Origin of the sequence: Mycobacterium sp. TKK-01-0059, assembly GCF_000709305.1 — a bacterium.
Taxonomy (GTDB): Bacteria; Actinomycetota; Actinomycetes; order Mycobacteriales; family Mycobacteriaceae; genus Mycobacterium; species Mycobacterium intracellulare.
This window is the reverse complement of sequence record NZ_KL446993.1, coordinates 3,052,192-3,069,556: the sequence shown is the minus strand read 5'-3', so window position 1 is coordinate 3,069,556 and position 17,365 is coordinate 3,052,192. Positions and strand designations below refer to the sequence as shown.

Below are 17,365 nucleotides of genomic sequence, written 5' to 3'. Positions count from 1 at the left end.
CTGGTTGGTTGGGACTATACCCAGTCGTTGAGTACCGCTTCGGCGTCGGCCACCGGCGTCGCGGGGCGCGGTGTCTCGGGCGCCGTGCGGGAGAACCTTGGCGCCGGCCGCGGCTGCAGGCCGCCGTCGACCTCGTAGAAGGTGTCCCGCTCGGTGATGTGCGGCTCGGTCTGCACCTCGCCGAAGGCCAGCACCGGCGTCACGCACGCGTCGGAGTCGGCGAACACCTTGGCCCAGTGGTCGCGGTCCTGGCTGGCGAATTTCTCGGTCAGCACCGCCCGCAGTTCCGGCCAGCGGCCGACGTCGTTCTGCCCGGGCAGGTCCGCGCCGTCCAGCCCCAGCCCGGCGAGCATCGCGGCGTAGAACTGCGGCTCGATGGCGCCGACCGCGACGTAGCGGCCGTCGGCGCATTCGTAGGTGTCGTAGTAGGGGGCGCCGCCGTCGAGCAGGTTGGTGCCGCGCGCGTCGGTCCACATGCCCGACGAGCGCATCTGCCACATCATCTGGACCAGCACGCTCGAGCCGTCCACCATCGCCGCGTCGACGACCTGACCCTTGCCGGAGCTCTGCCGCTCCCACAGCGCCGACAGGATGCCCAGCAGCAGGAACATCGAGCCGCCGCCGAAGTCACCGACGAGGTTCAGCGGCGGGACGGGCCGTTCGTTCACCCGGCCGATGGAGTGCAGGATGCCGTTGAGCGAGATGTAGTTGATGTCGTGGCCGGCCTGCTGGCTACGCGGGCCGGTCTGTCCCCAGCCGGTCATCCGGGCGTAGACCAGGCGGTCGTTGACCTTCGCGCAGTCTTCGGGGCCCAGGCCGAGCCGTTCGGTGACGCCCGGGCGGTAGCCCTCGATCAGGACGTCGGCCTTGGCGATCAGTTTGAGGACGTGACCGCGGCCTTCGTCGGACTTCAGATCGGCGGTCACCACGCGGCGGTTGCGCATCATGGCGTCCTTGGCGACACCCCCGGGGCCCGAGGAGGGACGATCGATGCGCACCACGTCGGCACCCAGATCCCCCAGGATCATCGCGGCGTGTGGGCCCGGCCCGATGCCGGCCAACTCGACGACTCGCAACCCTTTCAACGGTCCAGCCATGATCCACCGACCTTTCGTCCGCTCTGACGACTCCGACCGTTCGTGCTCAAACAACCGGTCGTTCGACATCTTCGCAGCCGTGCCCGTGGCCCGCGCAGCCCGGTCACTTATGGTGAGCCCATGCCTTCATCCGCGATCGCCACCCTCGCCCCCGTCGCCGGCCTCGACGTCACGCTGTCCGGCGGCGTGTTCTCGGTGACCATCAACCGGCCCGACAGCCTGAATTCCCTGACCATTCCGGTGATCACCGGGATCGCCGACGCGATGGAGTATGCGGCGACCGACCCCGAGGTCAAGGTGGTGCGGCTCGGCGGCGCCGGACGCGGCTTCAGCTCCGGTGCGGGCATCAGCGCCGACGACGTGTCCGACGGGGGCGGCGTCCCGCCGGACGAGATCATCCTCGAGATCAACCGGCTGGTGCGCGCGATCGCCGCGCTGCCCCACCCGGTGGTCGCGGTCGTCCAGGGCCCCGCCGCCGGGGTGGGCGTTTCCATCGCCCTGGCCTGTGACGTCGTATTGGCTTCGGAGAGCGCGTTTTTCATGCTCGCCTTCACCAAGATCGGATTGATGCCCGACGGCGGCGCGTCGGCGTTGATCGCGGCCGCGATCGGGCGGATCCGGGCCATGCAGATGGCCTTGCTGCCCGAACGGTTGACCGCCGCCGACGCGCTGTCCTGGGGGCTGGTCAGCGCGGTCTATCCGGCCGACGACTTCGAGGCCGAGGTGGACAAGGTGATCGCGCGGTTGTTGGGCGGGCCGGCCGTCGCCTTCGCCAAGACCAAGCTGGCGATCAACGCGGCCACGCTCACCGAACTGGATCCGGCGCTGCAGCGGGAGTTCGACGGGCAGTCGGTGCTGCTGAAGTCCCCCGACTTCGTCGAGGGCGCCACGGCCTTCCAACAGCGCCGCACGCCCAACTTCACCGACCGCTGACGGCCGTCGCGCCCACCCGGCGCGACGCTTGAGCCCGCGCCGATGCGGTAATCCCCCTCGTCAGGAGAACGACGGCTGACGAGCGGAGAATCGATGCCCGAACAGGTGCGGTGCCTGGTGACCGGAGCGACCGGCTACATCGGCGGGCGCCTGGTGCCCCGGCTGCTGGACGGGGGACATCACGTTCGGGCCTTGGCGCGCAACCCGGACAAGCTGAGCGAGGTGCCGTGGCGGCAAGGGGCGGAGGTCGCGCGCGGCGACCTCGGTGACGTCGATTCGCTGATCGCCGCCTGCGACGGGATCGACGTGGTGTACTACCTGGTCCACTCGATGGGAACGTCGAAGGACTTCGCCGCCGAGGAGACCCGCGCCGCCCGCAATGTCGTGACGGCCGCGCGGCGCACCGGGGTGCGCCGGATCGTCTACCTCAGTGGCTTGCATCCCGAAAACGCTGATCTCTCACCGCATCTCGCGTCGCGCAAGGCCGTCGGCGAGGCCCTCATCGACTCCGGCGTCGAGACCGTGGTGCTGCAGGCCGGGGTGGTCATCGGGTCGGGGTCGGCGTCGTTCGAGATGATCCGGCACCTCACCGACCGGTTGCCGGTGATGACCACACCGAAGTGGGTGCACAACCGGACCCAGCCGATCGCGGTGCGCGACGTGCTGCACTACCTGGCCGCCGCGGCGACCACCCCGGTCCCGAAGTCGCGGACCTGGGACATCGGTGGCCCCGACGTGTTGGAGTACGGCGACATGATGCGCGTCTACGCCGAGGTCGCCGGGCTGGGCAACCGCTACCTGTTCGTGCTGCCGTTTCTGACCCCGGCGATCGCCAGCCTGTGGGTGGGTCTGGTGACCCCGATCCCGTCCGGCCTGGCCCGGCCGCTGGTCGAGTCGCTGGAATGCGATGCGGTGACCCGTGATTCCGATATCGACGACATCATCGCCCCGCCACCGGACGGGCTCACCGGATACCGCCGCGCGGTCGAGTTGGCGCTGCGACGGGCCGCCCGCGGCCTCCCCGACGCCAGCTGGTCCTCGCTGCGGTCCGAGCCGGCCGAGCCGTTGCCCAGCGACCCCGACTGGGCCGGCGAGATCGTCTACACCGACGTGCGGACCGCGACCGCCGACGCTGCCCCCGGCGACGCATGGTCGGCGGCCCGCGCCGCGGCAACCGCCCCCCGGTGGCACCGACGCCTACCGCTTAACGGCTGGACGGTCGAGGAAAGCGATCCCGGCGTCGGCCTGCGGCTGCACTCCACGCCGAGTCGAGTGGGCCGGGCCTGGCTGGAGATCACGACGCGGCCGCACGACGACCGTGGCAGCCGGTACACGCAACGGCTGATCTTCGTGCCGCGCGGCGTCCTCGGCCGGATGTACCGGCTCACGGTGTGGCCGTTGCGCGTCGCGGCGCTGCGGGGCCTGGCGCGCGACGTCGTCACGCCGGGGTGACTCAGACCCCGAACATCGGCGGCAGGACCAGCACCATGATCAGCCCCCAGCCGACGTGGGTCAGCACCGGCGCCAGCACGCCGCCGCTGGCCCGGCGCTCCAGCGCGCACACCGTGCCCAGGATGATCGCGGCGAATCCCAGCATGGGGTTGCCGCTGGCCATGGTGGCGGCGGTGTAGAGCAGCGTGGAGATCAGCACCGGGTGATAGCGGCCCAGCGCGGTGTAGAGCGCGCCGCGGAAGAACAGCTCCTCGGCGACGCCGTTGATGACGGTGATCAGCACGACCAGCAGGAAGGACCCCTGATGGGCGAAGAGCAGCACCCGGGTGATCAGGTCGGAGACGGCGGGGATCTCTCGGGCGATCAGCCCACCCACCACGAACGCGCCACCGACGAGCAGGCCGACGGTCGTCCCGGTGATGACCGGCCGCTGGTTGCGGCCCCGCCAGCAGATGCCGCCCAGGTGCAGCGGGCCGGAGACCAACGCGCCCGCGGTCCACACCGCCGCGAGCGCCAGCGTCAGCCAGTAGAAGCTGGCCTCCCCCGGATGGCGCCGCAACGAGTACCCCAGCACCGCCGCGCCGACCACCAGCGTGATCGCGACGACGACGCGGCGCCGCCGCACGACGGACGGCGATTCATGATGGGGCACAGCAACATTGGTGATCGCGCGCCGCAACTCGGCGAAGACGCTGCTGTGGTAGGGGGCCGTTGACTGGCTCATGCGGGACGCACCTTCGGGGTCAGGGCGATCAAAATGTCGAGGCCGGTGCGAAGCGCTCCGGCAACCGGACCGGGGACCCTGTTCACCAGCCCCAGGGTCGGCCGCGCGATGGACGGTGTGACGCGCTGGGCGAGTTGGCGGAGGCGCCGCGCGTCGCCACCGGCCCAGGCGGCGTCGGTGTTGGCGAGGTCGTGCGGGTCGGCCAGGGCGTTGACCGGGCGCGGCCGCTGATTGGAGAGGCCGCGCAGCGCCAGCGCGATGGCGTCGTCGATCCCGAGCAGGCCGCCGGGCGGATCGGGTACCCGGTCGCGCAGGTCGCTGACCGACGCCACCATCGGGTGGTCCAGCGACTCGACCAGGTCCCCGGCCAGGCCCGGGGGCACCGGCAGGGCGACGCCGGTGATCAGCGAGGCCAGCCCGGTGTCGACCCTGCCGACCGGCAAGCCGGTGTGCCAGCGCCCCGAGATGCGGGCGTAGGTCTTCAGCAGCCGCCGGTAGGAGGTGGTCTCGGGCCCCGAGATGTCGTAGGCCCCCGCGGGCACCCGGTCACGATCGGCCGCGGCGACGAGATAGTGCAGGACGTCGCGGATGGAGATCGGGTCGATCGGGTTGTCCATCCAGCTCGGGATCGGGATGACCGGAAAACGGTCCCCCACGTAGCGCATCATCTCGAACGACGTCGATCCGGCGCCGATGATCATCGCCGCGCCCAGCCACACCAGCTCCGGGCCACCCGCGACGGTGAGCGCCTCGGCCACCTCGGCCCGGCTGGTCAGGTGCTCGGATAACGCCTCGTCGGCGGGCACGAAGCCGCCCAGGTAGACGATGCGGCGCACCCCCGCGTCGCGGGCCGCGGTCGCGAGGTTGCCGGCCGCGGATTTGTCCGCGTCGCGAAATCCGGGCTGACCGATGGCGTGCACCAGGTAATACACCACGTCGATGGGGTCGCACCCGGCGAAGGCCGCTCGCAGCGACTCCGGGTCGGCGGCGTCGAGGGTGACCGGGGCGATGTCGTCGAACCAGCCGAAACGCTTGAGCCGCACCGGGTTTCGCGACGCGGCCACCACCTGGTGCTGGTTTTCCAGCAGCGCCGTGACCAGCCGTGATCCCACATAGCCGGTGGCACCGGTGACCAGAACCCGCATACCCCGACCCTAGCCCGACGAGCTGGCCCGTGGCCCGCGCGACGCAAAGACGAATTTGAACCGGTGCGGCACCGGCACCGTGACCGGGGGCATGAAGAAGTTCACTGGGGGCGCCGCGGATACCGCGGTGAAATATCCGTCCATCGCCGGCGTGGCGGTCAGATTCCCGCCCAATCGCTACACCCAACACGAGGCCATCCGCGCGCTGACCGACATCGCCGGCCCCGATTTCCGCCGTTTCGGCGGCAGCAGCGGGGTCGAGTTCCGCAACACCGCTTTGCGGCTGCCGCACTACCGCGAGCTGAGCGGCTTCACCGAGGCCAACGACGCCTACCTCGACGTCGCGCTCGACCTCGGCGAGCAGGCGCTGGTGGCGGCCCTGGACGAGGCCAAGGTCAAGCCGTCGGAGCTCGACATCGTGTTTTCCACGACGGTCACCGGGCTCGCCGTGCCGACGCTGGAGGCGCGCTTGGCGACGCGGGTCGGGCTGCGGCCCGACGTCAAACGCGTCCCGCTGTTCGGGCTGGGCTGCGTGGCCGGCGCGGCGGGGGTGGCGCGCATGCACGACTATCTGCGCGCCTTCCCCGACCACACGGCCGCGCTGCTCGCGGTCGAACTGTGCTCGCTGACCATCCAGCGCGACGACACGTCCGTCGCCAACCTGGTCGCCACCAGCCTCTTCGGCGACGGCGCGGCCGTGGTGATCAGCGAGGGCGCCCAACGCACCGGCGCCGAACACACCGGCCCCCGGGTGCTGGCCACCCGCAGCCGGATCTATCCCGACACCGAAGACGTCATGGGCTGGAAGATCGGCGGCGACGGATTCCGCATCGTGCTGTCCGCCGACATCGCCACCATCGCCGAGAAATACCTGGGCGACGACGTCCGCGATTTCCTCGCCGACCACGGTTTGCGCCCCCGCGACGTGACGACCTGGGTCTGCCACCCGGGCGGCCCCCGGGTGATCGAAGCCGTCGAGCACGTGTTGGACCTGCCCGCGGACGCCCTGGACCGCACCCGAAAGTCGTTGCGCGAGAACGGCAATCTGTCATCGGTCTCGGTGCTCGACGTGCTCGCGGCCAACATGGCCGATCCACCGGCGCCGGGCTCGATCGGCCTGATGATCGCGATGGGGCCGGCGTTCTGCTCCGAACTGGTGCTGCTGGCCTGGTAGCGCTGGTAAAGACTGTAGCCATGTATTACCTGCTGGTGCTGGCCGTCGGGGTCGAGCGCGTCGCCGAGCTGGTGGTGTCCACCCGCAACGCGCGATGGTCGTTTACCCAGGGCGCCAAAGAGTTTGGCCGATCGCACTATCCGGTGATGGTGGTCATCCACACCGGGCTGCTGGTCGGTTGCCTCGTCGAACCGTGGGCGCTGCACCGGCCGTTCATTCCGTGGCTGGGCTGGCCGATGCTGGCCGTGGTGGCGGGAAGCCAGGCGCTGCGCTGGTGGTGCATCACGACGCTGGGGCGGCGGTGGAACACCCGGGTGATCGTGCTGCCGCAGGCCCCGCTGGTGCGACGGGGTCCCTACCGCTGGCTGCACCATCCGAACTATGTTGCAGTGGTGGCTGAGGGGTTGGCGTTGCCGCTGGTGCACACGGCGTGGCTGACCGCGGCCATCTTCACGCTGGCCAACGCCGGGCTGCTCGGGGTGCGGCTGCGGGTGGAGAACTCGGCTCTGGGTTACACATGAGCGATTACGACGCGGACCTGCTGATCGTCGGCGGCGGCCCCGGCGGCCTGGCCACGGCGTTACACGCTCGACGCCTTGGACTTTCGGTGATCGTGGCCGAGCCGCGCGAGACCCCCATCGACAAGGCGTGCGGCGAGGGGCTGATGCCCGGCGGCCTGGCCGAGCTCACCGCGCTGGGCGTCGACCCGGCCGGCATGCCGTTCCACGGCATCGCCTACGTGAGCGAACGACGGCGGGCCCAGGCGCGGTTTCGCGGCGGGCCGGGGCGCGGCGTGCGACGCACCACGCTGCACGCGGCGCTGGCCGCGCGCGCCAAAGAGCAAGACACCGACTGGATCCGAGCGCGGGTGACCGGTGTCCGGCAGGACGCGCACGGCGTCTCGGCCGCCGGGGTGCGCGCGAAATGGTTGGTGGCGGCCGACGGCCTGCATTCACAGGTCCGGCGCGACGTCGGCATCGCGGCGACGGCGGGAACGCCGCGACGCTACGGCGTGCGTTGGCACTACCGGGTGCCGGCGTGGACCGACTTCGTCGAGGTGCACTGGTCGCGCTGGGGCGAGGCGTACGTGACGCCGGTCGAGCCCGACCTGGTCGGCGTGGCGATCCTGTCCCGTGGGCGGCCCGACCTGGCCTGGTTTCCGCGGCTGGCCCGGCAGTTGGAGGGCGCGAGCCGCGGGCAGCCGCGCGGTTGCGGCCCGCTGCGCCAGGTGGTCTCGCGGCGCGTCGCGGGCCGCGTCCTGCTGGTGGGCGACGCCGCCGGTTACGAGGACGCCCTGACCGGCGAGGGCATCAGTCTCGCCCTCAAGCAAGCCGCCGCGGCCGTCGAGGCCATCGCCGCCGAAGCGCCAGCGTCCTACGAGAAGGCCTGGCACCGGATCACCCGCGACTACCGGCTGCTCACCCGCGGGCTGGTGCTGGCCAGCACGCCGCCCGCGGTGCGCCGCGCCGTCGTGCCGGCGTGCACGCTGCTACCGGGGGTATTTCGCCGCGGGGTGAACGTCCTGGCGCACTAACGCGCACTAACGCGCGTGGGCGCGCGTATGAGCGCGAGCAGACGCAAAAGCACCCAAAATGGCTGATTTCGGGTGCTTTTCGCGTGCTTTTGCGTCTGCTCGCCAGTCGTTAGCGCGCCTTCCAGACCGGCTCCCGCTTCTCGGCGAACGCCAGCGGCCCCTCCTTGGCGTCCTCGGACTTGAGCAAAACCCGCATCTCGCGCACGGTGCGGTCCCAACCCGGCTCGTCGCCGACGACGACCCCGTCGTCGACGCCGTAGGCGACGCGCTTGCTGGCCTGCACCGACAGCGGCGCGTTGACGGTGACCCGCGCGGCCAGCGCCAGCGCGGCGTCCAGCACCGAGCCCGCCGCGGCGACCTCGTTGATCAGCCCCCACTCGCAGGCGGCGGCCGCGCTCAGCGGCTCGCCGGTCAGCAGCAGCTGCATCGCCACCTTGCGCGGCAGCTGCTGCGCGATGCGGAACACGCCACCGGCGGCGGCGATCAGCCCACGCTTGACCTCCGGGAGCCCGAACTGGGCCCGCTCGTCGGCCACCACCAGGTCACTGGCCAACGCCAGTTCGGTGCCGCCACCCAGGGCGGTCCCGTTCACCGCCGCGATGGTGGGCTTGTCGATGAAGTGATGGACGTAGCCGGCGAAGCCCCACTCGGGATGATCGGGGTGATAGAGGTTTTCGCGGCGGGCGATCGCCTTGAGGTCGGCACCGGCGCAGAACGACTTGTCGCCCGCGCCGGTGAGCACCACCGCCCGCACCTCGGGATCGTGTTGCGCCGCTTCCAGTGCGTCCCCGACGCCGATGCTGACCGCGGCGTTGACCGCGTTGCGGGCCTCCGGCCGGTTGATGGTTATCACCATCACGTTGCCCCGGCGTTCGGCCAGGGCGCCCGGCTCCTGGGTCACAACAGTTCCACGATGGTGGCGTTGGCCTGGCCGCCACCCTCGCACATGGTCTGCAGACCGTAGCGAATTCCCTTGTCCCGCATGTGATACAGCAGGGTGGTCATGATCCGGGCGCCGGATCCGCCGAGCGGGTGACCCAGCGCGATGGCGCCGCCGTTGGGGTTGAGCTTCTTCTCGTCGGCGCCGATGTCCTTGAGCCACGCCAGCGGGACGGGCGCGAACGCCTCGTTGACCTCGTAGGCGCCGATGTCGTCGATGGACAGGCCGGATTTCTTCAGCACCTTCTGCGTCGCCGGGATGGGGGCGGTCAGCATGATCACCGGGTCGGCCCCGGCGAGCGACGCGGTGTGCACCTTGGCGATCGGCTTGAGCCCCAGCTCCTTGGCCTTCTCGGCGGACATGAACAGCAGCGCCGCCGAACCGTCGGAGATCTGCGACGAGTTGCCGGCGTGGATCACGCCGTCTTCCTTGAACGCCGGCTTCAGCGAGGCCATCTTCTCCATCGGCGTGCCGCGGCGGATGCCCTCGTCCTTGAGGACCACATTGCCGTCCTGATCCTTGATGCCCACGATCTGGTCATCGAAGGCACCGGAATCCTGTGCGGCCGCGGCCTTTTCGTGCGAGGCCAACGAGAATTCGTCGAGCGCCGTGCGGTCGAAGCCCCACTTCTCGGCGATCATTTCCGCCCCGATGCCCTGGTTGGGGATCTGGCCCTGGTAGCGGTCCAGGAAGGCCTGCGAGTACGGCCGCCCGCCGTTGGCCAGCGACGCCCCCATCGGGGTGCGCGACATCGACTCGACGCCGCCGGCGACGACGACGTCGTAGTGTCCGGCGATCACCCCGGCGGCCGCGAAGTGGATCGACTGCTGGCTCGAGCCGCACTGACGGTCGACGGTCACGCCGGGGACGGTCTCGGGCCAACCGGCGGTCAGCAGCGCGGTGCGGCCGATGTCGAGGGCCTGCTCCCCGGCCTGCATGACGCAGCCCCAGATGACGTCGTCGACGATGCCGGGGTCGACGCCGGCCTTGTCCACCAGGCCGTTGAGCACCTGCGCGGACAGATCCGCCGGGTGCACCCCGGACAATCCGCCGTTGCGCTTCCCGATCGGTGAACGCACTGCCTCGACGATGACGGCTTCAGCCATGGTCTTGTCTCCTTTGACACGTGGACTTCGAAAAACGAGTGAGTCTTGCCTCGATTGTCAACCAAGGGGTTGGGAGGGCGAGGGCCGGGGTGCTTCTCACGCGTATCGAGCCGAGGTGACCGATTGCGTGGCCGAATGCGCCAGCACGGGTGCCGGCGCATTCGGCAGTCACGTAATGGACGCTGTCACAGCCGCTTTGGTTGGCGCGACCGAGTCGCGCCGCCCTCAGCCGGCGGGGTAGGCGACCGACTTGATCTCGGTGTACTGGTCGAACCCGGCGACACCGTTCTGGCGTCCCACGCCGCTTTCCTTGTAGCCACCGAACGGGGTGTCGGCGCCGTACGGGGCGCCGCCGTTGACGCCCATGAAGCCGGCCTTGATGCGGCGGGTCACCGACAGCGCACGCTCGAGGGAGCCCGCAAACACGTTGCCGGCCAACCCGTACACGCTGTCGTTGGCGATGCGGATCGCGTCCTCCTCGTCGTCGAACGGGATGACGGAGAGCACCGGGCCGAAGATCTCCTCCTGCGCGATCGTCATGGAGTTGTCGACGTTGGTGAAAAGCGTTGGGCGGACGAAATATCCCTTGTCGAATCCGGTCGGGGCGTCGGGACCGCCGACCAGCGCGGTGGCACCTTCTTCCACACCCTTCTTGATGTAGCCCGTCACCCGGTCGAGCTGCCGCTGCGAGATCACGGGCCCGCAAAGGGTTCCGGGGTCCTGCGGATCGCCGCAGGTGACGTTCTCGTAGATGTTCTTGAGGATCTCCACGCCCTCGTCGTAGCGGGACCGCGGCAGCAGCAGCCGGGTCGGGTTGGCGCAACCCTGACCGGCGTGCATGCACGGCGCGATGCCGACCATGCAGGCCGTCCCGAAGTCGGCGTCCTCCAGCACGATGGTGGCCGACTTGCCGCCGAGCTCGAGGAACAGCCGCTTCATGGTGGCGGCACCCTTTTCCATGATCCGCTTGCCGACGACCGTCGAACCGGTGAAGGAGATCAGGTCGACCTTCGGTGACAGCGTGAGTTCCTCGCCCACGAAGTGGTCGGACGCGGTGACGACGTTGACCACACCGGCGGGGATGTCGGTCTTCTCGGCGATCAACCGGCCGAGCCGGGTGGCGTTGAACGGCGTGTTCGGCGCCGGCTTGAGCACCACCGTGTTGCCGGTGCCCAGCGCCTGGCCGAGCTTGTTGAGGGTGACTTCGAACGGGAAGTTCCACGGCACGATCGCACCGACCACACCCACCGGCTCCCGCCAGACCTTGCGGGTGGTCAGCGTGCCGGTGAGGCTGATGACCTTGTCGCCCAGGTCGGTCTCCCACGCATACTCGTCGATCAACCGGGCGGGATACTTCAGCCCGTCTTCCAGCGGGGCGTCCAGCTGGGGGCCGAACGTGATGGCCCGGGGCGAGCCGACCTCGAGGATGAGCTCCTCGCGCAGTTCTTCCTTCTCCGATTCGATCGCCTCGTGCAGCTGCAACAGGCAGCGCTTGCGCAGTTCGCGGTTGGTCGACCAGTCGGTCTCGTCGAAGGCGCGGCGGGCGGCGTCGATCGCCCGGTGCATGTCCTCCTTGGAAGCGTCCGCGACCTCGCCGAGCGACTCCTCGGTCGCCGGGTTGATGTTGGTGAAGGTGCCGGCCTGCCCGTCGACGAGCTTGCCGTCGATCATCATCTTCGGCTCGAAGCGGACCTTTACAGCCTCAGTCATATCTGTCACTCTCTTCTGGGTCGTTGAGGGGCTACGGAGAGCCTTACCGGAAACTAGCCGATTGGCAAGGTGCAACCGGTCGCGGGGCCGCTTATTGCGGGTCGAACAGCACCGGCACCGACGTCGGCGACCGGAAGACCTGTCCACGGATATGGGGGTCGTCCGCGTCGGGGTCCAGCCGAAGGTTCGGCAGCCGGTCGAGCAAAAGGTTGATGGCGGTGCGCATCTCCAGCCGGGCCAGGTGCATGCCGAGGCAGACGTGCACGCCGTGCCCCCAGCCCAGGTGGCTCTTCGGTGAGCGGAAGATGTCGAACGTGTCCGGTTCGGGGTAGCGGTCTTCCTGCCGATTGGCCGCGCCCAGCATCGGCATCACCGTCGAGCCGGCCGGTATCGGCACCCCGCCGAGTTCGGTGTCGCGGGTGGCCACCCGGGTGATGGTCAGCAGGGGCGGTTCCCACCGCACGCCTTCCTCGATGGCCTGCGGCAGCAGCGACCGGTCGGCGCGGATGGCATCGAGCTGCGCGGGGTCGGACAGCAGCGCCAACAGCAGGCTGCCGAGCGACCGGTAGGTCGTCTCGACGCCAGCGGGCAGCAGCAGGCGCAGGAACGAATAGATCTCCTCGTCCTCGAGTTTCTCGCCGTCGATCTCCGCCTGGGCCAGCCCGCTGATCAGATCGTCCTTGGGCTCGGCGCGGCGGGACGCGAGGATCGGCGCGAAGTAGTCGCACAGCGCCGCCGATGCGGCGAGTCCGCGTTCCGGATTCAGGATCCAGCTCAGCAGCGAGATGGACCAGCGCTGAAACTGCGGGTAGTCCTCCTGCGGCAGGCCCAGCAGGCCGGCGATGATCTGACTGGGATAGTCGAAGGTGAATTCCTTGACCAGGTCGGCCTTGCCGTTGGCCGCGAACTTGTCGATCAGGCTGTTGCCCACGCGCCCGACCAGTTCGTCTTCCCACCGCGCCAAGGCCTTCTGCGAGAAGGCCTTTGACACCAGCGATCGCAGCCGGCCGTGCACCGGCTCGTCCATGCCGAGCATGACCCGCTCCCCCAGCACGGGGCCGAACGCGGCGATGACGGCCGACGAGGAGAACGTCTCGTTGTCGCGCAGCATCTGCTGGGCTTCCTCGTGGCGGTAGACGATGAAGACGGGCTTGGATTCCTCATGCGGCATGCCCGACGCGTCGAGGCGTTGAATGGGTTCCTCGCGGCGCAGCCGGGCCAATTCGGTGTACGGGTCACGCACGTCGCCCGACACCGCGTCGTCGAACGCGCCGAAGTCTTCCAGGTCGTCGAAAAGTTGCTCCATCAGTTCCCCTCACTCCCCTGTTGACGCCGCCCCGCCAGCGCCGCGAGGCGCTGCAGCACGGGCTGCGGAAGAACGCGTGCGGCGAGCACCATCGCCTTTTGGGCCCACGTCAGCGGCCACGCCCCGCCCCGCATCGACCCCTGTCTCGGTATGCCCAGCACGGTCCGCGACATGTGGTGCATGCCCGAGGCGGGCAGGATCCTGTTGGCCGCCAGCAGGATCGACGCGTCCGGGCCGATGCCGCGGCGGCGAAACGGCGCGCGGTCCTCGAGCGCCTTGAGCAGGCCGTCGGTGAAGCGCTCCGGTGGCCGGGCCATTTTCATCGCGAAGCGACCGCGACTGTTCATGGTGTTGTGCAGCCGGGCGTACGGGCCTTCGAAGTTGCGATCGTCGGTGGTGCCGGCGTCGGTGATGATCTCGGTGTCATACGTGCCGGCGACCACCACGGTGACCCCGAGTCCGAAGGGCGCGATCTCGCACGCCATCGATTCCCCCCACCGCTCCAGCGCCCCCTTGGCCGCCGAGTACGGTGCGGTGGCGGGCTGGCCGCGCACTCCAGCGGCGCTGGAAATCAACACAATTCGACCCGTACCGGCCGCTCGCATCTTCGGCAGCAGGGCCTGGGTGAGCGCGACGGGCCCCAGGACGCTGGTGGCGAACATGCGCTGCCACAACGCCATGTCGGTCTCCTCCACCATTCCGGCGGCGGAGATGCCCGCGTTGTGCACCAGCGCATACGGTGCACCCACAGCCTCTTCGATGGCCTTGGCCGCCGCGGCGATCGACGCGTTGTCCGTCAGGTCGAGCTGCACACCGATCAACCGCTCGTCCTCGGTGGCGCCGGTGACACGACGCAGCAGCGGCATTCCCTCATCGGGTGTGCGCATGGCCGCGACGACGCGCCACCCCTCCCGATACAACCGCACCGCCGAGGCGAACCCCAACCCGCGCGACGCGCCGGTGATGACGACCGTGCGCCGCTCAGCCATGGTTGCTCGGCGCCGGTGTCGCGCACGGGCCTTCGCCCGGTGGCGGGGGCTGCACATCGGGCCGGCCGTGGGGTTGACCGCTCATCCAGGTCGACCAGATGCCGACGGAGTACGGTCCGCGCGCGCCCGCCTTCTCGTAGAAGCCTTGCGGGTCATACACTTTGGCTTCCGGATACGGCCATGGGCAGGCGACGGCGGTGGCCGCCTTGGAGGCCTTGATGACGGCGAACCACCCCCCGTAGGCGAAGTAGGAAATGTTGATGATGACGAACATCACCAGGAAGGTGCCGAGCACTGGGCGCGTGGGAAACAGCCTGGCCTTCGCGGACAGCTTCTCCGCCACCGATTTTCCGGTGTCGTCGCGATAGCAGAGGATCGCCGCGGGCACCATCACGAAGGTCACCGAGAACGACTCCCAGATCAGCGGGAACTGGAATGTCGTGCCGGTGAACACCGATCCCCACGGGATCACCTGCGAGTAGATGTACATGCCGGTGTGGACCAGCTGGATCTCCAGCCACGCGTCGAAGATGAAGCCGATCACACAGGTCAACGCGCCCAGGCTGACCAACGGGTGCCGGGAGACGAACGACTGGGGACCGTACTTGGCCTGCAGCTTGCGCAGGATCCAGACCGCTGGGAAGTAGGGGCCGAAATAGAAAGTAACGTAACCGAATACGACGAACGGCTCGACGGTCGGCGACAACGACACCAGGGGCCACGACTCCGGCCAATGGATGAGGTCGGGGTTGTACACCGCGAACGGCGCCCAGTTCATGATCGGGTCCTGCCAGACGATCAGCGTGGTGCACAAGAACATCAGCATCGCGGGGCTGCCCGGATTGCGGCGCCACCCCCGGATGAACACCACCAGCAGCACGATCAGCATGATCACGGTGGAGATCTGCAGGAACGCGATGTAGTCCAGCCCGAAGATGAACTTCACCGGGCGCGGCCGCCCCTGCACGTTGGGGTTAGCGACCCGCGGGTCGAGCGCCACGCGGCAGTTCGCGATGAACACCAGCACGAAGGCGGCCAGCGCGGCGCCGGAGATCCACCCGCCCCAGCCGCGCTTGCCGGTTCGCGGCGGGGAGGCCGGTTCCTGCTGGGCGGCAGGCGGTGTGGTCTGCTCGGTCGACATCGTCGTCAGCCTTCCTCGCCGAAGCGATCAACCAGATGCGAGTTGACGCCGTCGGCGTCGAGCGTCCGGGCCACCAGATACCCGGCGCCCATCCACGCCCGCCGCGTCCACTTGCCGAAGGAGACCCGGGTTCCCGGCGCCCCGGAGGCGGCGGGCATCATCTTCACCCGCTCCAGCGCCTCCTTGACCCCGCGCGGGCTGAGCGGGTGCGCGTCGGTGAACGCGCGCACCAGGGTCGCGGCGACGTCGCGATTCACCACGGTCACGCAGAACTCCGGGCGGCTGCCGTTGTACTTCCTCGCGTAGCTGTCGAGGAACTCCTGGCCGATCCGGTTCGCCTCGTCGTATTGGTCGACACCGATCCAGCCCATGAACGCGTTCCACATGATCGGGTTCACCCAGGCGTTCTGCCACGCGGTGGTGGTGAAACGGGGTGGGTCCCAGTTAAGGGCCTCGAGCGCCGGGTTGATGAAGACGATGCCGAATCCGAATCCCAGGTGCACGATCGCCTCGGCCTTCGCCTCGTGCAGCGTCTGCACCGCAGCGTTGATGTCCTGGGCCGTCTGGGCGATCGCGACTTCCGCCACGATCCGAATCCCCTTGCGCCGACAGGCACTTCGCAGGTTCTTCAGGTAGCTCTCCCCGATGAGGCTCTGCTCGACCAGCACGCCGACCTCGGCGAGACCGCGTTTGGCGATCAGGTCGGCCAGGAAGATGGGTTCGTCGGTCATCGATCCCTGGGGGAACGCGAAGGTCCACTCGCCTAGCCAGTCGTCGGTGCCGGTCACGCTGATCGCGGGCACCTTGAACCGCTCCTCGATCGCTTCGCGCAACGGCACACAGTTGTCGGTGATGTTGGGGCCGAAGACCACCAGGCAGCCCTCGTCGACCAGTTCCCCGTAGGCATCGATCACCGCCTTGACCGAACCCTTGGGCAGGCCCTCGACCTCGCGATAGATCATCTGCACCGGACGGTCCATCAGGCCCTGGGCGACGGCCTCCTCGAAGATGAGGTCGAAGGTCTGGGTGAACGACGCGAACAGATCCTCGGGAAACCCCGGTGGCAGCGTGAAATCCATCAGGTAGCCGACCTTGATCGGCTCAGCGCTGCTTTCGTAGGACATCTGACCTCCCGGGTGACGAACTCGCGCGCGCCCCAACACCGAAAACCTAATATTTGTTCAGACCCTAGCGGGGGCGGTAGGTAGCGTCAATCATCGGGTCCGTCGGGCGCGCAGAGGTAGATGTCGATCATCTCGCCCAGGGCCTTGCCCACCGCGACGTCGTCGGTGAGCGGCCCCGCGATGGCGGCCCGGGCCGCCTCTTTCATGCTCAGCCCCTCCGCCACCAACCGGCCCGCGGCGATCAGCACGCGCGTCGACGCGACCTCACGCAGCCCGCCCGTCTCCAGCCGGCGAATCGCCTGACCGAACCGGACCAGTTCGGCCGCGGTGGCGGCGTCCACGCCGGCCTCGTGCGCGACGATCCCCTGTTCGACATCGGCTGCGGGGAAGTCGAATTCGATCGCGACCATGCGCTGGCGTGTCGAATCCTTGAGGTCCTTGAGTACGCTCTGATACCCGGGGTTGTACGACACCACCAGGCCGAATCCGGGGGCGGCGTCCAGTGTGACGCCGAGTCGCTCGATGGGCAGCTGTCGCCGATGGTCGGCGAGCGGGTGCAGCACCACGGTGGTGTCCTGCCGGGCCTCCACCACCTCGTCGAGGTAGCAGATCGCACCCTCACGCACGGCCCGGGTCAGCGGGCCGTCCACCCAGACGGTCTCGTCACCGCGCAGCAGATACCGGCCGACCAGGTCCGCGGTCGTCAGGTCGTCGTGACAGGCCACGGTGATCAGCGGCCGGCCCAGGTCATAGGCCATCGCCTCGACGAATCGCGTCTTTCCGCAGCCCGTCGGCCCCTTGAGGACCAGCGAGAGGCCCTGGCGGTACGCCGCCTTGAAGACGGCCTCTTCGCTGCCGACCGCCTGGTAATAGGGCCGCACTTCTCCCTTTTCGTCCCCCTCGGACGGACCGCGGTTGAAGTACGCAAGCCCGGACTCGTTGGCCATAGCTTCCCTTCAGATCGTCCGGCGATTGCAGCCTAACCGGAAC

At 69.1% G+C, this 17,365-nt stretch carries 16 protein-coding genes; 5 read left to right on the top strand and 11 right to left on the bottom strand.

The window, feature by feature from the left end; translation table 11 throughout:
* Positions 1-14: 14 nt before the first annotated feature.
* Positions 15-1,097, bottom strand: coding sequence for a CaiB/BaiF CoA transferase family protein (locus K883_RS14875; RefSeq protein WP_008254458.1), 1,083 nt, complete (start codon positions 1,095-1,097; stop codon positions 15-17).
* 120 nt (positions 1,098-1,217) lie between these two features.
* Between K883_RS14875 and K883_RS14870 the strand changes: the two genes are divergently transcribed.
* The gene (locus tag K883_RS14870) at positions 1,218-2,030 is read left to right on the top strand and encodes an enoyl-CoA hydratase (protein WP_008254457.1); all 813 of its coding nucleotides are present in this window, start codon (positions 1,218-1,220) and stop codon (positions 2,028-2,030) included.
* A 93-nt stretch (positions 2,031-2,123) separates the two neighbouring features.
* Positions 2,124-3,482: a DUF2867 domain-containing protein gene (locus K883_RS14865; RefSeq protein ID WP_008254456.1), complete on the top strand. Its 1,359-nt coding sequence runs from the start codon at positions 2,124-2,126 to the stop codon at positions 3,480-3,482.
* 1 nt (position 3,483) lies between these two features.
* On the opposite strand, the gene K883_RS14860 is transcribed toward K883_RS14865, so the two are convergent.
* Positions 3,484-4,206: a CPBP family intramembrane glutamic endopeptidase gene (locus tag K883_RS14860; protein ID WP_008254455.1), complete on the bottom strand. Its 723-nt coding sequence runs from the start codon at positions 4,204-4,206 to the stop codon at positions 3,484-3,486.
* The gene (locus K883_RS14855; RefSeq protein WP_008254454.1) at positions 4,203-5,351 is read right to left on the bottom strand and encodes an NAD(P)H-binding protein; all 1,149 of its coding nucleotides are present in this window, start codon (positions 5,349-5,351) and stop codon (positions 4,203-4,205) included. Before K883_RS14855 ends, K883_RS14860 begins: the two co-directional genes overlap by 4 nt.
* A 91-nt stretch (positions 5,352-5,442) precedes the next feature.
* On the opposite strand from K883_RS14855, the gene K883_RS14850 reads away from it, so the two are divergent.
* The 3 genes from K883_RS14850 to K883_RS14840 are packed head-to-tail and all read left to right on the top strand — an operon-like array spanning position 5,443 to position 8,059.
* Complete coding sequence (locus K883_RS14850; protein ID WP_050989409.1) at positions 5,443-6,525, top strand: type III polyketide synthase; 1,083 nt, start codon at positions 5,443-5,445, stop codon at positions 6,523-6,525.
* A 20-nt stretch (positions 6,526-6,545) separates the two neighbouring features.
* The gene (locus tag K883_RS14845) at positions 6,546-7,046 is read left to right on the top strand and encodes an isoprenylcysteine carboxyl methyltransferase family protein (protein ID WP_008254452.1); all 501 of its coding nucleotides are present in this window, start codon (positions 6,546-6,548) and stop codon (positions 7,044-7,046) included.
* Positions 7,043-8,059 carry an NAD(P)/FAD-dependent oxidoreductase gene (locus K883_RS14840; RefSeq protein ID WP_008254451.1) on the top strand — a complete coding sequence of 339 codons (1,017 nt, stop codon included), beginning with the start codon at positions 7,043-7,045 and terminating at the stop codon, positions 8,057-8,059. Before K883_RS14845 ends, K883_RS14840 begins: the two co-directional genes overlap by 4 nt.
* A 109-nt stretch (positions 8,060-8,168) precedes the next feature.
* Here K883_RS14840 and K883_RS14835 read toward each other — a convergent pair whose 3' ends face one another.
* From K883_RS14835 to K883_RS14800, 8 genes are all read right to left on the bottom strand, one after another.
* Entirely contained in the window at positions 8,169-8,960 is a 792-nt protein-coding gene (locus K883_RS14835) for a crotonase/enoyl-CoA hydratase family protein (RefSeq protein ID WP_008254450.1), read from the bottom strand.
* Positions 8,957-10,105 (bottom strand): thiolase family protein, encoded by a 1,149-nt coding sequence (locus K883_RS14830; RefSeq protein ID WP_008254449.1) that lies wholly within the window; start codon positions 10,103-10,105, stop codon positions 8,957-8,959. The genes K883_RS14835 and K883_RS14830 overlap by 4 nt, the downstream gene beginning before the upstream one ends.
* A gap of 225 nt (positions 10,106-10,330) precedes the next feature.
* The gene (locus K883_RS14825) at positions 10,331-11,815 is read right to left on the bottom strand and encodes an aldehyde dehydrogenase family protein (RefSeq protein ID WP_008254448.1); all 1,485 of its coding nucleotides are present in this window, start codon (positions 11,813-11,815) and stop codon (positions 10,331-10,333) included.
* A gap of 91 nt (positions 11,816-11,906) precedes the next feature.
* A complete protein-coding gene (locus K883_RS14820; protein ID WP_008254447.1) occupies positions 11,907-13,121 on the bottom strand; it encodes a cytochrome P450 in 1,215 nt (404 codons plus the stop codon).
* A complete protein-coding gene (locus K883_RS14815; RefSeq protein ID WP_008254445.1) occupies positions 13,121-14,110 on the bottom strand; it encodes an SDR family oxidoreductase in 990 nt (329 codons plus the stop codon). Before K883_RS14815 ends, K883_RS14820 begins: the two co-directional genes overlap by 1 nt.
* Positions 14,103-15,251, bottom strand: coding sequence for a spirocyclase AveC family protein (locus K883_RS14810; protein WP_008254443.1), 1,149 nt, complete (start codon positions 15,249-15,251; stop codon positions 14,103-14,105). The genes K883_RS14815 and K883_RS14810 overlap by 8 nt, the downstream gene beginning before the upstream one ends.
* A gap of 5 nt (positions 15,252-15,256) precedes the next feature.
* Positions 15,257-16,375 (bottom strand): ABC transporter substrate-binding protein, encoded by a 1,119-nt coding sequence (locus K883_RS14805; RefSeq protein WP_008254441.1) that lies wholly within the window; start codon positions 16,373-16,375, stop codon positions 15,257-15,259.
* 86 nt (positions 16,376-16,461) lie between these two features.
* A complete protein-coding gene (locus K883_RS14800) occupies positions 16,462-17,322 on the bottom strand; it encodes a CbbQ/NirQ/NorQ/GpvN family protein (RefSeq protein ID WP_008254440.1) in 861 nt (286 codons plus the stop codon).
* Positions 17,323-17,365: the final 43 nt, after the last annotated feature.

What these genes read in the sequence shown, in the direction of transcription:
- K883_RS14875 (WP_008254458.1), bottom strand. Translation starts at nt 1,097, where the DNA reads ATGGCTGGACCGTTGAAAGGGTTGCGAGTCGTCGAGTTGGCCGGCATC.
- K883_RS14870 (WP_008254457.1), top strand. Translation starts at nt 1,218, where the DNA reads ATGCCTTCATCCGCGATCGCCACCCTCGCCCCCGTCGCCGGCCTCGAC.
- K883_RS14865 (WP_008254456.1), top strand. Translation starts at nt 2,124, where the DNA reads ATGCCCGAACAGGTGCGGTGCCTGGTGACCGGAGCGACCGGCTACATC.
- K883_RS14860 (WP_008254455.1), bottom strand. Translation starts at nt 4,206, where the DNA reads ATGAGCCAGTCAACGGCCCCCTACCACAGCAGCGTCTTCGCCGAGTTG.
- K883_RS14855 (WP_008254454.1), bottom strand. Translation starts at nt 5,351, where the DNA reads ATGCGGGTTCTGGTCACCGGTGCCACCGGCTATGTGGGATCACGGCTG.
- K883_RS14850 (WP_050989409.1), top strand. Translation starts at nt 5,443, where the DNA reads ATGAAGAAGTTCACTGGGGGCGCCGCGGATACCGCGGTGAAATATCCG.
- K883_RS14845 (WP_008254452.1), top strand. Translation starts at nt 6,546, where the DNA reads ATGTATTACCTGCTGGTGCTGGCCGTCGGGGTCGAGCGCGTCGCCGAG.
- K883_RS14840 (WP_008254451.1), top strand. Translation starts at nt 7,043, where the DNA reads ATGAGCGATTACGACGCGGACCTGCTGATCGTCGGCGGCGGCCCCGGC.
- K883_RS14830 (WP_008254449.1), bottom strand. Translation starts at nt 10,105, where the DNA reads ATGGCTGAAGCCGTCATCGTCGAGGCAGTGCGTTCACCGATCGGGAAG.
- K883_RS14825 (WP_008254448.1), bottom strand. Translation starts at nt 11,815, where the DNA reads ATGACTGAGGCTGTAAAGGTCCGCTTCGAGCCGAAGATGATGATCGAC.
- K883_RS14820 (WP_008254447.1), bottom strand. Translation starts at nt 13,121, where the DNA reads ATGGAGCAACTTTTCGACGACCTGGAAGACTTCGGCGCGTTCGACGAC.
- K883_RS14815 (WP_008254445.1), bottom strand. Translation starts at nt 14,110, where the DNA reads ATGGCTGAGCGGCGCACGGTCGTCATCACCGGCGCGTCGCGCGGGTTG.
- K883_RS14810 (WP_008254443.1), bottom strand. Translation starts at nt 15,251, where the DNA reads ATGTCGACCGAGCAGACCACACCGCCTGCCGCCCAGCAGGAACCGGCC.
- K883_RS14805 (WP_008254441.1), bottom strand. Translation starts at nt 16,375, where the DNA reads ATGTCCTACGAAAGCAGCGCTGAGCCGATCAAGGTCGGCTACCTGATG.
- K883_RS14800 (WP_008254440.1), bottom strand. Translation starts at nt 17,322, where the DNA reads ATGGCCAACGAGTCCGGGCTTGCGTACTTCAACCGCGGTCCGTCCGAG.